This window comes from Pandoraea iniqua, from assembly GCF_902459685.1.
Lineage (GTDB): Bacteria > Pseudomonadota > Gammaproteobacteria > Burkholderiales > Burkholderiaceae > Pandoraea > Pandoraea iniqua.
In genome coordinates, this window is sequence record NZ_CABPSF010000002.1 from 226,944 (window position 1) to 241,819 (window position 14,876).

General features: G+C 61.5%; 11 protein-coding genes. 7 read left to right on the forward strand and 4 right to left on the reverse strand.

Annotated elements, in window-relative coordinates:
• Positions 1-50 precede the first annotated feature (50 nt).
• Both PIN31009_RS06790 and PIN31009_RS06795 read left to right on the forward strand, forming a co-directional pair.
• Positions 51-839 carry an enoyl-CoA hydratase/isomerase family protein gene (locus tag PIN31009_RS06790; RefSeq protein WP_246185539.1) on the forward strand — a complete coding sequence of 263 codons (789 nt, stop codon included), beginning with the start codon at positions 51-53 and terminating at the stop codon, positions 837-839.
• 118 nt (positions 840-957) lie between these two features.
• Positions 958-2,490, forward strand: coding sequence for a malonate--CoA ligase (locus PIN31009_RS06795; RefSeq protein ID WP_150789756.1), 1,533 nt, complete (start codon positions 958-960; stop codon positions 2,488-2,490).
• An 80-nt stretch (positions 2,491-2,570) separates the two neighbouring features.
• On the opposite strand, the gene PIN31009_RS06800 is transcribed toward PIN31009_RS06795, so the two are convergent.
• The gene (locus tag PIN31009_RS06800; protein ID WP_150789757.1) at positions 2,571-3,698 is read right to left on the reverse strand and encodes an aminotransferase class V-fold PLP-dependent enzyme; all 1,128 of its coding nucleotides are present in this window, start codon (positions 3,696-3,698) and stop codon (positions 2,571-2,573) included.
• Between the two features lie 218 nt (positions 3,699-3,916).
• On the opposite strand from PIN31009_RS06800, the gene PIN31009_RS06805 reads away from it, so the two are divergent.
• On the forward strand, positions 3,917-6,319 hold the full coding sequence (locus PIN31009_RS06805; RefSeq protein ID WP_150789758.1) for a DNA polymerase II: 2,403 nt from the start codon (positions 3,917-3,919) through the stop codon (positions 6,317-6,319).
• A 99-nt stretch (positions 6,320-6,418) separates the two neighbouring features.
• On the opposite strand, the gene PIN31009_RS06810 is transcribed toward PIN31009_RS06805, so the two are convergent.
• A complete protein-coding gene (locus PIN31009_RS06810; RefSeq protein WP_150683592.1) occupies positions 6,419-7,126 on the reverse strand; it encodes an SIMPL domain-containing protein in 708 nt (235 codons plus the stop codon).
• 149 nt (positions 7,127-7,275) lie between these two features.
• A complete protein-coding gene (locus tag PIN31009_RS06815) occupies positions 7,276-7,743 on the reverse strand; it encodes an EVE domain-containing protein (protein ID WP_150683593.1) in 468 nt (155 codons plus the stop codon).
• A 300-nt stretch (positions 7,744-8,043) separates the two neighbouring features.
• On the opposite strand from PIN31009_RS06815, the gene PIN31009_RS06820 reads away from it, so the two are divergent.
• Positions 8,044-8,832 (forward strand): hypothetical protein, encoded by a 789-nt coding sequence (locus PIN31009_RS06820; RefSeq protein ID WP_150789759.1) that lies wholly within the window; start codon positions 8,044-8,046, stop codon positions 8,830-8,832.
• A 185-nt stretch (positions 8,833-9,017) separates the two neighbouring features.
• On the opposite strand, the gene ompA is transcribed toward PIN31009_RS06820, so the two are convergent.
• Entirely contained in the window at positions 9,018-9,683 is a 666-nt protein-coding gene (ompA, locus tag PIN31009_RS06825; RefSeq protein ID WP_058375482.1) for an outer membrane protein OmpA, read from the reverse strand.
• Between the two features lie 411 nt (positions 9,684-10,094).
• Here ompA and gyrA point away from each other — a divergent pair, with 411 nt between their 5' ends.
• From gyrA to serC, 3 genes are all read left to right on the forward strand, one after another.
• Positions 10,095-12,716, forward strand: coding sequence for a DNA gyrase subunit A (gene gyrA / locus PIN31009_RS06830; protein WP_150683595.1), 2,622 nt, complete (start codon positions 10,095-10,097; stop codon positions 12,714-12,716).
• A gap of 156 nt (positions 12,717-12,872) precedes the next feature.
• Entirely contained in the window at positions 12,873-13,466 is a 594-nt protein-coding gene (locus tag PIN31009_RS06835; RefSeq protein WP_150789760.1) for a DUF2059 domain-containing protein, read from the forward strand.
• Positions 13,467-13,748: 282 nt separating this feature from the next.
• Positions 13,749-14,864: a 3-phosphoserine/phosphohydroxythreonine transaminase gene (gene serC / locus PIN31009_RS06840; protein WP_150683597.1), complete on the forward strand. Its 1,116-nt coding sequence runs from the start codon at positions 13,749-13,751 to the stop codon at positions 14,862-14,864.
• Positions 14,865-14,876: the final 12 nt, after the last annotated feature.

Sequence of the window (14,876 nt, forward strand, 5' to 3'; positions counted from 1 at the left end):
GGACACGTTGCGTGATCACGGCACGAACGACAAAACTTAGGGAGACACCTGTGAGCGAAGTTTTACGCGACGACAGTCTGGCGGACGAAGGGCTGGTGACGCTGACGCTCTCGAACCCCGGCAAGCTCAACGCCATCTCGGTGGCCATGTGGCGCGCGTTGCGGGCGCATCTGCTCGCGTTGGACGCCGAGCCTAATGTGCGCGCGATCGTGATTCGTGGCGCGGGCGGTAACTTTGCCGCGGGCGCAGATATCGAGGAGTTTCCCGTCGAACGCGGTAGCTATGACGCTCTGCGCCGGTATCACGGCGAAGTGATCGGGCCGACGCTGGAAGCGCTGGCAAATTGCCGGCATCCGAGCGTCGCGTTGATCGAGGGCGTGTGCGTGGGCGGCGGTCTGGAGATCGCCGCGCATTGCGATTTGCGCATTGCCGCCGAAGGGTCGCGCTTCGGGGTGCCCATCAACAAGCTGGGGTTTCCGATGGCGCCGGGCGAGCTCAAGGGTGTGCTGGCACTGGTGGGGCGTGCTACGGCGCTGGAAATCCTGCTCGAAGGCCGGGTGTTCGGCGCCGCCGAGGCTCGAGAGAAAGGTCTGCTGACGCGCGTGGTGGACGACGAGTCGGTCGAAGAGGCCGGGTACACTTGCGCCCGGCGCATTGCGGCCGGCGCGCCGCTCGCTGCACAAGCGAACAAGTGGCTGATTACCCGGCTGGCACCGGCCGTGCCGGCGTTGTCCGAAGCCGAGTGGCAACGCGCCTTCGCGTATTGGGATTCCGACGATCATCGCGAAGGCGTGGCCGCGTTTCTCGAGAAGCGCCCGCCGGTGTTTCAGGGGCGATGAAGCGCGTGACCTGACGGCCCGCGAGGCGGGGCAGGTCGTGTTTTATGGGCGGACTTCAGCATCCCCCGTTTTTCCTTTTTCCATCGACGTTTCGATAATTTCGAATCCGGTTCCGTTTATGACGCAAGACGCCAATCTCTATCGACTGTTTGCCGAACGTTTCCCCGCGGACAAATCCGCGTGCGCCATCGAGACGCCCGAGGGGCTTTACTACAGCTGGGACGATCTCGAACACGCCAGCGCCCGCATCGCGAACCTGCTCGCGAGTCTGGATCTCGCCCCCGGTGCCCGCGTGGCCGTGCAGGTCGAAAAGTCACCCGAGGCGCTGCTGCTGTATCTCGCGACGCTGCGCGCAGGGCTCGTGTATCTGCCGCTGAACACGGCGTATCGCGACGCCGAGATCACGTACTTCGTCGAGAACGCAGAGCCCGACGTGGTGGTGTGCAGCCCGGCAAACTTCGGCTGGGTGTCGAAGATCGCCTTCACCAGCGGTGCCAAGCACGTGTACACGCTGGGCGACGATCGCACGGGCTCGCTGCTGGAACGTGCCGCGTGGTTCGGCGACAGCTTCGAAACGGTGCCGCGCGCACCGGAAGATCTGGCGGCAATTCTCTACACCTCGGGCACGACCGGGCGCAGCAAGGGCGCCATGCTGTCGCACGGCAATCTCGCGAGCAACACGCGCGTGCTGCATCAGTTCTGGGGCTGGGGTGAGCGTGACGGCGGCGATGTGCTGCTGCACGCGCTGCCGATCTTCCACGTGCACGGGCTGTTCGTGGCGAGTCACGCCGCGCTGTATTCGGGCAGTAAGATGATCTGGCTGTCGAAGTTCGATGCGCGCGAAGTGCTGCATCAACTGCCGCGCGCGACGGTGTTCATGGGCGTGCCGACGTACTACGTGCGGCTGCTCGCCGAAGCGGGGCTGGATCGCAATGTGTGCCGCAACGTGCGCCTGTTCATCTCTGGGTCGGCACCGTTGCTGCGCGAGACGTTCGATGCGTTCCGCGAGCGCACGGGCCACACGATTCTCGAGCGTTACGGCATGTCGGAGACGGTAATGCTCGTCTCGAATCCGTACCACGGCGACGCCGCTCAGGTGCGTCGTGCGGGCACCGTCGGCGTGCCGCTGCCGGAAGTGACCGTGCGGGTGGTGGGCGACGACGGCGCGGTGGTGGGACAGGGGGATATCGGGCACATTCAGGTCAAGGGGCCGAATGTGTTCGCAGGCTACTGGCGCATGCCGGAGAAGACCGCCGAGGAGTTCACTGCTGATGGTTTCTTCAAGACCGGGGATGTCGGCAAGTTCGATGACGACGGCTACGTGCACATCGTCGGACGCTCGAAGGACTTGATTATCTCGGGCGGCTACAACGTCTACCCGAAAGAGATCGAGAGCTTTATCGACGAAATGGACGGTGTAGCGGAATCGGCCGTGATCGGCGTGCCGCACCCGGATTTCGGCGAAGCGGTGGTGGCGGTGGTGGTGCCGCGCCATGGCGCAACGGCGCCCGACGAGCGCAGCGTGATCGACGGACTCAAGCAGCGCATTGCCAACTTCAAGGTGCCCAAGCGCGTGCATTTCGTCACCGAACTGCCGCGCAATACGATGGGCAAGGTACAGAAGAACGTGTTGCGCGACCGGTTCAAGTAATCGGTCACCGGCAACCGGTAACTGGTCTGACGGGAGGGCACGTGCGCCGGTGGGCGTGGCGCCCTCCCGTTTTGTTTTCGTCAGGCGATCTCGTCGAGCACCTTCGCCAGACTGTCGATCGTGCGCTCGCGGTTGTGAAGCTTCTCCAGCCCGAACAGGCCAAGACGGAACGTCTTGAAGTCGGCCGGCTCGTCGACCTGAAGCGGCACGCCGGCACCGATCTGCATGCCCTGCACGACAAACTTCTTGCCGGAGTGAATGGCGTCGTCGTCGGTATAGCTCACGATCACGCCCGGCGCTTCGAACCCCTTCGCCGCCACGCTGCGGTATCCCTTCTCGGCGAGCAGTGCGCGGACCTTGTCGCCCAGCGATTGCTGTTCCTCGCGCACCTTCTCGAAACCGTACGCTTCGGTTTCGAGCATGACGTCGCGCAACACCCTCAGGGCGTCTGTCGGCATCGTGGCGTGATAGGCAAAACCACCTTTCTCGTAGGCTTCCATGATCTGAAGCCACTTGCGCAAATCGCACGAGAAACTGGTGCTGGTGGTGGTGTCGAGCTTTGCGCGCGCGGCGGCGTTCAGCATTACCAGCGCGCAGCACGGCGACGCGCTCCAACCCTTTTGCGGCGCACTGATCAGGATGTCGACGCCGGTGGCTTCCATGTCGACCCAGATCGTGCCCGAGGCGATGCAATCGAGCACGAACAGGCCACCGGCTGCATGCGTGGCGTCGGCCACGGCGCGCAGGTAATCGTCGGGCAGCAAGATGCCGGAAGCGGTCTCGACGTGCGGCGCAAACACCATCTCGGGCTTGTGCTCGCGAATCGCCGCGACGACTTCATCGATCGGGGGCGGGGCGTACGCGGCCTGACGGCCTTCGGTGACCGGGCGGGCCTTGAGCACTTCGGTGCTGGCCGGAATGCTGCCCATCTCGAAAATCTGGCTCCAGCGATAGCTGAACCAGCCATTGCGAATGACCAGACAGCGCTTGTTAGTCGCAAACTGCCGCGCGACGGCTTCCATGCCGAAGGTGCCGCTGCCCGGCACGATGATCGCGGCTTGCGCGTGATACACATCCTTCAGAACGCGCGAGATGTCGCGCATCACGCCCTGAAAGGCTTGCGACATGTGGTTCAGCGCCCGGTCGGTATAGACCACTGAATATTCCAGCAGGCCATCGGGGTCCACAGTCGGGATAAGGCTGGTCATGTTCGTCTCCTGTTAGCTTTCTACGTGCCCGTCATCCTACCCCGAATGGCTGGGGTGACGAAACCCGAGTGACCACGGGGGCGGGGGGCGTGCGGCGGCGCTTCGGGGATGGCCGTCGGTGCGCTGGTGGGGCGCCGGTGGGGCGAGTTTGGACGCCGCGACGTAAAATACGCGAAACGCAGTACCCCCCTCATCTTGGATACGTAAAGCGGCTTCTGGTGGATCGACAGCACGGTTTTCTCCTCACGCGGCATTGGCGCGATACGCCCGCCGGCACCGAAGTCGAATTCTGGCTCGCCACCGACGACGGGCCGCGACGGGTGCGGCTGCCCGTGCAGACCAACGTCGTTTTCGTCCCCGTCGAACAACGCGCGCGCTTGGAAACATTGCTGCGCAATGAGCGCCAATCCGATCAGTACGAATTGCGCGAGCTGGCACTGACGGATTTTCACCGTCGGCCTGTGCTGGGGGTCTACTGCCGCCATCAACGTCCGCTGCTCAAGCTGGAAACCCTGCTGCGTAGCGCGGGCATCGATGTCTATGAAGCCGACATTCGTCCGCCCGAACGCTTTCTGATGGAGCGGTTCATCACGGCGCCGGTGGAGTTTGCCGGGCAGTTGGGGGCGGAGGGGGGCGATAGTGACGATAGTGCCGATGGCGCCGGCGGACTTATCACCGAAGTACGGATGAAGCCCGCGCCGCGCTATCGCCCGGCGCTTCGCATTGTGTCGCTCGATATCGAAACGACCATCCATGGCGACCTGTACTCGATTGCGCTGGAGGGCTGCGGACAGCGGCAGGTCTATATGCTCGGGCCGGCCAATGGAGATGGTCATGCCGATCTCGACTTCTCGCTGGAATATTGCGACACCCGTGCGCAACTCATCCAGCGCCTGAACGGCTGGCTGGTGCGTCACGATCCCGACGCCATCATCGGCTGGAATCTGATTCAGTTCGATTTGCGCGTGCTGCACGAGAGCGCGACGCGATTTCAGACGCCCCTTTTGCTCGGGCGCGGCGATACGCCGCTCGAATGGCGAGAACATCGCAACCACTTCTTCGCGAGCGCGCCGGGGCGCGTGTTCATCGACGGCATCGAGTCGCTGCGCTCGGCCACGTGGACGTTTCCGTCGTTCAGTCTCGAGAACGTGGCGCAGACGCTGCTGGGTGAGGGCAAGGCGATTGATACGCCGTATGAGCGCATGGCCGAGATCGACCGAATGTTCGCCGAGGACAAGCCCGCACTCGCGCGCTACAACCTCAAGGATTGCGAACTGGTCACTCGCATTTTCGCGAAGACCGGTCTGCTGGCGTTCCTGCTGGAACGTTCCGCTGTTACTGGGCTCGCGCTGGATCGCAGTGGCGGGTCGGTGGCGGCGTTCACGCATCTGTACCTGCCGTCGATGCATCGGCAGGGCTATGTGGCGCCCAATCTGGGCGATGTCGAAGGCGCGGCGAGCCCCGGTGGCTTCGTGATGGACTCGCGCCCCGGCCTGTACGACTCGGTGCTGGTGCTCGATTACAAGAGTCTGTATCCGTCGATCATCCGCACGTTCCTGATCGACCCGGTCGGGCTGGTGGAAGGCATGCATCATCCGGGCGATGCCGATTCGGTGCCGGGGTTTCTCGGGGCGCGTTTCTCCCGTACCCGTCACTGTCTGCCGGCCATCGTCAGACAGGTTTGGCAAGGGCGGGACGAAGCCAAGCGCGAGAAGAATGCGCCGTTGTCGCAGGCATTGAAGATCATCATGAATGCGTTCTACGGGGTGCTGGGATCGAGCGGCTGCCGGTTCTTCGATCCGCGTCTGGCGTCGTCGATCACGATGCGCGGGCACGAGATCATGCGCAAGACGCGCGAGTTGATTCAGGCGCGTGGTTATCAGGTCATCTACGGCGATACCGACTCGCTGTTCGTGTGGTTGCGCGTGCAGCGCACGGAGGCGCAGGCGGAGGACATCGGCCGGGCGCTGGTGACGCACGTCAATAACTGGTGGCGCACGCATCTGCGCGAAACCTACGATCTGGAAAGCGCGCTGGAGCTGGAGTTCGACACGCACTATCGACGCTTTCTGATGCCGACTGTGCGGGGTGCGGAGCAGGGCAGCAAGAAGCGGTATGCGGGGCTGGTGATGCAGCCTGACGGAAGCGAAGCGGTGGTCTACAAGGGGCTGGAGACGGTTCGCACCGACTGGTCACCGCTCGCGCAGCAGTTTCAACAAGACCTGTATTCGCGCATTTTTCGCGGCGAGCCGTATCGGGAGTATGTGAGCGATTACGTGGCGCGCACGCTCGCGGGCGAGATGGATGACCGGCTGGTGTACCGCAAACGTTTGCGCCGCAAGCTGGGCGACTACGAGCGCAACGTGCCGCCGCATGTGCGTGCCGCGCGTCTTGCCGATGACTTCAATCGCCGTCACGGACGCCCGCCGCAGTATCAGAACGGTGGCTGGATCAGCTACGTGATGACGACCGCTGGGCCGGAGCCGCTTGAAGACCGGCGTTCAGCGCTCGACTACGAGCACTATCTGGAGAATCAACTCAAGCCCGTGGCGGACGCGATTCTGCCGTTTGTGGGCGATGCGTTCGACGCGCTGGTCACGCGGCAGATGGGGTTGTTCTAAGTCAAACGGCCAATGAAAAAGCCGCCCGTGAGAGGGCGGCTTTTTCATTGCGTCGATCGGGAAACTCGATGGCAACGCGCGCGAGGCGTAGGCCCCGGCTTACTTCATCTGCACGGTACCCGAGACGGTCACGGTGACCTGCGTCTTGCCGCCTTCGAGTTGCATCGGCGGCGCGGCATCGGCGCTGGCGGCCATCGGGGCTGCCTTCATTGCGTACATGCGCGGCATGATCGGGGCGTTGGCGCCGACCTGCACCTGACGAATCGTGAAGCTCTTGTAACCGAACGCCGTCGCGTTGCTTTGCGCCTGATCGCGGAATGCCTGAATGGCCTGATTGGTCAACTCGGCCTGCGTCTTTTCCTGCGCTTCACGCGAGAGCGAGAACGACACGCCGTCCATTTGCATCTGGCCGGAGATTTCGCTGGCCAGACGCGATGCGGCGCCAAAATCCTTCGACTTCAGTTGCAGTTCGGTGCGGCCGCGCCACGCGGTGATCTTGCCGTCGCGATTGGTCGTCGGATACAGCGAGACGTTACCCGTCTGCACTTGCACGGCGTTCTGCGTCTTGGCCTTGGCCATCGCGTTGTTCGCCTTTTGCGTCAGGTTGCGCGACACGGTGGCGGCGTCGGCGCCTTGTTCTTCCGCAGACATCGTGATGTGCACGGTGTCCTGATCGACTTCCTTCGTGGCGTGGGCTTCGAGGCCCAGCACGCCCGCGAGCTGGCGGTTCGACTCATCGCCCGACTGGGCATAGGCTGCGTTGGCGGCAGTGGCGATCAACAGGGCGGCAGCGAGAGATTTGCGCATAGTTTGTCCTTTTTTGAATGTAAGTTCGCGTCTGATTGGCGAACGTTTGACCGGTTGCCGATGCACGCCGTAGGCCTAAAGGGGGGCGCACTATGCGTTCATCGACAACGTTATAGAGACGCTATCGATGCAAAATTGGTTCCCAATCGCTATTTGAGTAAGTGCTTGGTGATGAATTTCCAGTGCTCGGGGGCGACCGGTGTGATCGAGAGCCGGTTGCCGCGCGCGAGCACGAGCATGCCCTCGAGTTCGGGTGTTTCGCGCATTTCTGTGAGCGGCACCAGACGGGTCTTGCGATCGAGCTTGACGTCGACGAGCAGCCATCGCGGCGTAGCGGGACTGGACTTGGCGTCGTAGTAGGGGCTCTTCGGATCGAACTGCGTCGGGTCGGGGTAGGCGGTCGACGCGACGGTGGCCAGACCGGCGATACCCGGCACGGCGCAGCTGGAGTGATAGAAGAGAACACCGTCACCGACGCGCATGCCGTCGCGCATGAAATTGCGCGCCTGATAGTTACGTACGCCGGTCCATGGCAGGGTTTGCTGCTTGGCACTCGCGAGATCGTCGATGCTTGCCTCTTCGGGCTCGGATTTCATCAGCCAGTAGCGTTGCGTCATGTTGGTTACGGTTGGTTTCAGTTGTTTTTGTTGGCGGAACAGCGGACATCCTCGCATAACTGGCGGAATGCCGGCGCATTTGTAATCGATTGTGTGCCGCGCTGCGATATTGAGCCAATTCCTATACTATGCCTTTGTGAACTTCGTATGACCTTTATGAGCCTCATCATGCAACGGATGAGGCAGCAGGCGAAATGTGCGGTGCAGCAACTGCCCGTCGCCTGCGGCGCCTCGCCCGAGGCGCATGTACGTGCTTGAGCGATACATGTTCAACCGCCTATGCCGATAGGAGAGTGTGTCATGGCAGCAGAGCCGTCAGTCCGAACGAACGCGTTCATCTTCTATTCTCTGGCCACGGTGTCGTTCATCGAGACCAGCGTGCCTGAGTTCGTTTCCACGCTCAACCAGATGTATGGCGACGACGAGGAAATGAAAACGTGGTTGCGCGATACGTGGTTGCCTGAAGAGGTCGAGCACGGGCGTCTGGCCAAGGATTACATCGCACGTGTCTGGCCCGAGTTCGATTGGGCACCCGCCTACGAGGCGTTTCTGGCCCGCTACAAGCCCCGTTGTGACGTGGAGCATATGCGGCCATCCCTCGCGCTCGAGGCGCTGTCGCGGTGCGTGACGGAAACGCAGACCGCCATGATCTACCGCTGCCTCGAATCGTATATGCCGGTGGAAGAGCTCAAGCAGATGATGCACAAGCTGAGCAACGAAGAGGTGGGGCACTACCGGTACTTCCGTAAGACCTTCGACCGCTACAACGCCGTGGAGCAGCACGGCGTCATCAGCCGCCTGCGCACCATGGTGGCGCGCAGCGAACTGGTGCGCGATGAGGACATTGCGTTTGCCTTCGAACCGCTCAACAACTTCTGGCGGTCGCCGCCACCGTTCGAGATGATGAAGTGGGAGGCGTTTCTCGCGATGTCGGGGGACGTCATGAAGCAGTACATGCCGGTGGAGGCCGCGACGCGCATGATGTTCAAGCCGTTGGAGACTGGCTCGTGGTGGCGTGACCGGCCGGTGAAGGCGCTGATGTCCTTCATGGTGAAGCGGCAGTACCCGCAGTTGGGGAGTGAGGCCTGAGGCCTGAGGCCGGCACCCCTAAGCCCGATGCGACTTGATGTCGCAGGCGGTGCCGGGTTTCGATTGGTCGGCTGAGACGGATTCGAGATACCTATGAGACGGCTTCGTGGCGAATTCGACACGTCTCGCCGTCAGCAGACGAAAAAAAACCCCGCCGAGGCGGGGTTTTTCAATCGGCGAGCTAGTTACTTGCTCGTGCCGACCACTTCCACTTCCACGCGGCGATCCGGTGCCAGGCACGAGATCAGCTGAGTGCGGTTCTTCTGGTTGCAACCCGTGGTAACCGGGTTACGCTTGCCCTTGCCTTCCGTGTAGACACGGTTGGCTTCGACACCCTTGCTAACCAGGTAAGCCTTCACAGCTTGAGCGCGGCGCAGCGACAGACGGTCGTTGTACTTGTCCGAACCGATGCGGTCGGTGTAACCCGTGGCGACCACAACTTCCAGATTCAGTGCTTGGACCTTGCCTGCGAGGTCATCCAGCTTTTCCTTACCGGCCGGCTTCAGGATGGCTTTGTCGAAGTCGAACAGGGCGTCGGCTTGGTACGTGACCTTTTGCGACTGGATCACCGGAGCGACCGGGGTCGGTGCCGGAGCCGGAGCCTGAGCGATGATCGAGCCGTCGCACTTGGCGTTGGCCGTCGCCGGGGTCCAGTAGGCATCGCGCCAGCACAGTTCGTCCGAACCGTTCTTCCAAACCCACTCGCCGCTGCCGTTAACCCAGTTGTCGTTGACTGCTTGTTTCGAGGCCGCGATCGGACCCGGAGCGGTCTGGACATAATTTTGAGCCATAGCCGAAGCAGCCATCACTGCGGTAGCTGCAACGATCGCGAGCTTAGCGAATTTATTCATATTTCTCCTCTCGAAATGAGATTACCGCAGGTTTACTGCGAGCCTAGACGACGGAACCAAAGTCTTACATCGCTCGAAGTATAACATCGCCGAGTGCGCGAAAGCATGGCCCATGCACTTCGAATAATGTCTAACTTATGCCGTCGCATTTTGCCATAGCGCTCCTGCCGCCCGCGAGAAAAAACCCAGGTTTGCCGCCCCTCATGGCGCAGTTGTGGTTTGAGCGCAACACCTTTTGAGGCGCCTCGCCAACCGTTTCATTCTTCTTCGTCCGCCGACGTTTTGGCATCCTCGACATGTCTTGTGCGCTGCATCACGCCGGTTTCGGATGCTAATAGCGAGCATGTTAGAATCCCGAGATCATATCGCCGGCAACCGCCTATCGCGATGAGCGTTTGATAGACACGGATAATGGATCAGTTCGCCAAAGAAACTCTCCCGATTTCACTCGAAGAAGAAATGCGACGGTCGTACCTCGATTACGCGATGAGCGTGATCGTCGGCCGTGCATTGCCCGATGTACGTGATGGCCTGAAACCGGTTCACCGCCGGGCGCTGTTCGCCATGCACGAGTTGAATAACGACTGGAACAGGGCATACAAAAAATCGGCGCGTATCGTCGGTGACGTCATCGGTAAGTATCACCCGCACGGCGACGCTTCTGTATACGACACGATCGTTCGCATGGCGCAGCCGTTCTCGCTGCGTTACATGCTGGTCGACGGTCAGGGCAACTTCGGCTCGGTCGACGGCGACAACGCTGCGGCAATGCGGTACACCGAAGTTCGTATGGCCAAGATCGGCCATGAGCTGCTCGCTGACATCGACAAGGAAACCGTCGACTTCGGTCCGAACTACGACGGCAGCGAGAAGGAACCGCTGATTCTGCCGGCCCGTATCCCGAACCTGCTGCTCAATGGTTCGTCGGGTATTGCCGTCGGTATGGCAACCAACATCCCGCCGCACAACCTCAATGAGGTGGTCGAAGGGTGTCTGCACGTACTGAAGAACCCGGATGCCACCATCGATGAACTCATCGAGATCATCCCGGCACCGGACTTCCCGACGGCGGGCATCATTTACGGCATCTCCGGCGTGCGCGAAGGCTACCGCACCGGTCGTGGCCGTGTGGTGATGCGAGCAAAGACTCACTTCGAAGATATCGACCGCGGTCAACGCGTGGCGATCATCGTCGACGAGCTGCCGTATCAAGTTAACAAGCGCTCACTGCTCGAGCGTATCGCCGAGCTGGTCAACGAAAAGCGTCTGGAAGGTATTTCCGACATCCGCGACGAGTCCGACAAGAGCGGCATGCGTGTGGTGATTGAGCTCAAGCGCGGCGAAGTGCCTGAAGTCGTGCTGAACAATCTATATAAGCACACGCAGTTGCAGGACACGTTCGGCATGAACATGGTGGCGCTGGTCGATGGCCAGCCCAAGCTGCTGAACCTGCGTGAAATGCTGGTGCACTTCCTGGCGCACCGCCGCGAAGTGATTACTCGCCGTACGGTCTACGAACTGCGTCGTGCACGCGAACGTGGCCATGTACTCGAGGGTCTGGCGGTAGCACTCGCTAACATCGATGACTTCATCGCGATCATCAAGGCGGCCCCGACGCCGCCGATCGCGAAGGCTGCGTTGATGGAAAAGGCGTGGGATTCGTCGGTCGTGCGCGACATGCTGGCGCGTGCCGAGAGCGAGACGCAAGGCGGCCGTGCAGCCTATCGTCCGGAAGGGCTCGACGCCGCCGTGGGTATGCAGCTCGACGGCCTGTACCGTCTGTCGGAAACGCAGGCGCAGGAAATCTTGCAGATGCGTCTGCAACGCCTGACGGGCCTCGAGCAAGACAAGATCGTTTCCGAGTACAAGGAAGTGATGGCGCAGATCGCCGACCTGCTGGACATTCTGGCCCGCCCGGAACGCGTGACGGCAATCATCAGCGAAGAGTTGACCGCCGTGCGTGCCGAGTTCGGCGATGCCCGCCGCTCGACCATCGAACATAACGCCACCGAGCTGGATACCGAAGATCTGATCACGCCGCAGGACATGGTGGTTACCCTGTCGCATACGGGTTACATCAAGTCGATGCCGCTGTCCGAGTACCGTGCACAGAAGCGCGGCGGCCGGGGCAAGCAGGCTGCGGCGACCAAGGACGACGACTGGATCGATACGCTGTTCATTGCGAACACGCACGACACGATCCTGTGCTTCTCGAACCGCGGCCGGGTTTACTGGATCAAGGTCTGGGAAGTGCCGCAAGGTTCGCGGAACTCTCGTGGCCGTCCGATCGTCAATATGTTCCCGTTGCAGGATGGCGAGAAGATCAACGTGGTGCTGCCGGTCAAGCAGTTCACGGAAGATCGCTTCGTGTTCATGGCAACTAGCTTGGGCACGGTCAAGAAGACGCCGCTGGCGGCCTTCAGCCGACCGCTCAAGAAGGGCATCATCGCCGTGAATCTCGATGACGGCGACGTGCTGATCGGCGCTGCCATCACCGATGGTGCGCACGACGTGATGCTGTTCTCCGATTCGGGCAAGGCCGTGCGTTTCGACGAGAACGACGTGCGTCCGATGGGCCGTGAGGCTCGCGGCGTGCGCGGCATGCAGCTCGAAGACGGTCAGACGGTCATCGCGCTGCTGGTCGCCGAAAACGAGCAGCAGTCGGTGCTGACGGCAACCGAAAACGGCTACGGCAAGCGGACTTCGATCACCGAATATACGCGCCACGGCCGTGGCACTAAGGGTATGATTGCGATCCAGACGAGCGAGCGCAACGGCCGGGTGGTCGCGGCGACGCTGGTTGAGCCGGATGACGAGATCATGCTGATCACGACGGGCGGGGTGCTGATCCGTACGCGAGTGTCGGAAATTCGCGAGATGGGCCGGGCCACGCAAGGGGTGACGCTGATCAGCCTGGACGAGGGCACGACGCTTTCGGGTCTGCAACGCATCGTTGAATCCGACGCCGAAGTCGCCGAGAACGGTGACGCGGAAGGCGGCGATGATGCGGCGGAATCTGACGCTACCGAGTGAGGCGCCGTAACTGGTTGTAACCGTAACTCGTTGTAAGCTGTAGGTGCATTACCCCGAAAAGTCAGTAGAATCTGGCCCGATGCAGTGAAATGCCCAGGCGAGGATGCATCTATTTATCGTTGGCGGGAGCCGGCGAATTTTGGAGTGACTATTACTATGCAACACAACGTCAAGAAGTGGATGTGGCTGCTGTTGGCAGCCCCGGCAATGGCAATGGCTCAGGCACCGGCGAGCGCTCCGCTGGACGCTGACAAGAAGGCGGCCATCAAGCAACTGCTCGACGCGATTGATGCGAACAAGCTCGTGACGGCCATCGGTGAAGGCGCACAGCAGCAAGCCAAGCAACTGGCTCCGCAAGTGCTGGAACGCCAACTGGTCGAAAACAAGACGTTGAGCGATGCCCAGAAGCAAGCCATCGTGCCGACCCTGCAACAAAATTCGGTGCAGAAGCTGGTCGACGGTGCAGGCAAGGTCTTCACTTCGGATGCGTTCAAGAACGACGCAGTGCAAGCCCAGTACGCCGCCTATGGCAAGTACTACACGACCGAAGAAATCAAGGGTCTGACGGACTTCTACAAGAGTGCGGTTGGCCAGAAGTACATCAAGGTGCAGGATCAGGTCGGCCAGGAAGTGGTTGGCGGTCTGATGCAGAAGTACATGCCGCAATCGATCCAGGCAACCAGCTCGCAAGCTGACCAGGAAATTGCTGCGGCGTCGAAGTCGGCACCGAAGGCTCCGGCCAAGAAGTAAATTCCGGCCGGTCCCTCAGGGATTGACCGATAATGGCCGTTTGCGAGTGATCGCAAACGGCCATTTTGCATTGCATGGGCAAATCGGCATGACATGCTCGGAAATCGCTGAAAGTCGGCGTTTTGCCGGGGAATCTGGCCGAGCGCCCGCACGGGACGGCCAACTGGCGGTATAGTTGGCCCTTACCGCTGCTGCGCAACCGATACAAGTCAGATGTGAAACGCAAGCCGCCCGGGACAGAATCCGACGGCTTGCGTTTCACTTTTACCGCAGCAAAAGACTATGACGCGCCCTTTCAACTTTTCCGCCGGACCGGCGGCACTGCCCGCCGAGGTTCTCACGCAGGCAGCCGAAGAGATGCTCGACTGGCAAGGTGCCGGGATGGGCGTGATGGAGATGAGCCATCGCGGCCGGGAGTTCATGAGCATTCTGGCGCAGGCGCAAGCCGATCTGCGCGAACTGCTGGCGGTTCCCGACAACTACCGCATCCTGTTCATGCAGGGCGGTGCGCTCGCGGAAAACGCCATCGTGCCGATGAACCTGCTCGGCGGTGAGCGTGCGGGCGAGCGTCGCACGGCCGATTACGTGGTGACCGGCTCGTGGTCGGTGAAGTCGCAGAAAGAGGCGCGCAAGTACTGCGACGTCAACATCGCGGCAACGACCGAGGCCGAGAAGTTCACGCGTTTGCCGCAGGTGTCGGAATGGCAGTTGTCGAAGGACCCGGCGTACGTGCACATCTGCACGAACGAGACGATCCACGGTGTCGAATACTTCTGGACGCCCGATCTGGCGGCTGCCGGCTTGCCGGCGGACACGCCGCTCGTGGCCGATGTCTCGTCGCACGTGTTGTCGCGCCCGATGGATGTCTCGAAGTTCGGCGTGTTGTACGGCGGAGCGCAGAAGAACATTGGCCCGTCGGGCCTGACCCTCGTCATCGTTCGCGACGACTTGCTGGGCCGCTCGCTGCCGTTCACGCCGAGCGCCTTCGACTGGAAGACGGTCGCCGAGAACGATTCAATGTTCAATACGCCGCCGACCTACGCGATCTACATTGCCGGGCTGGTGTTCCAGTGGCTCAAGCGTCAGGGCGGTCTCGTCGCGATGGAAGCGCAGAACAAGGCCAAGGCCGAACTGCTCTACGGCTATCTCGACAGCAGCGGGTTTTATCGCACGACGGTCGAAGCGGACTGCCGCTCGCGGATGAATGTTCCGTTCTTCCTGCACGACGACGCACTCAACGAAGCTTTCCTGACCGGCGCTCGCGAGCGCGGTCTGCTGCAACTCAAGGGCCACAAGTCCGTGGGAGGCATGCGCGCCTCGATCTACAACGCGATGCCGCTTGCCGGTGTCCAGGCGCTGGTCGACTATCTGCGCGAATTCGAGCGCAGCCACGGCTGACGAGGGCAAATG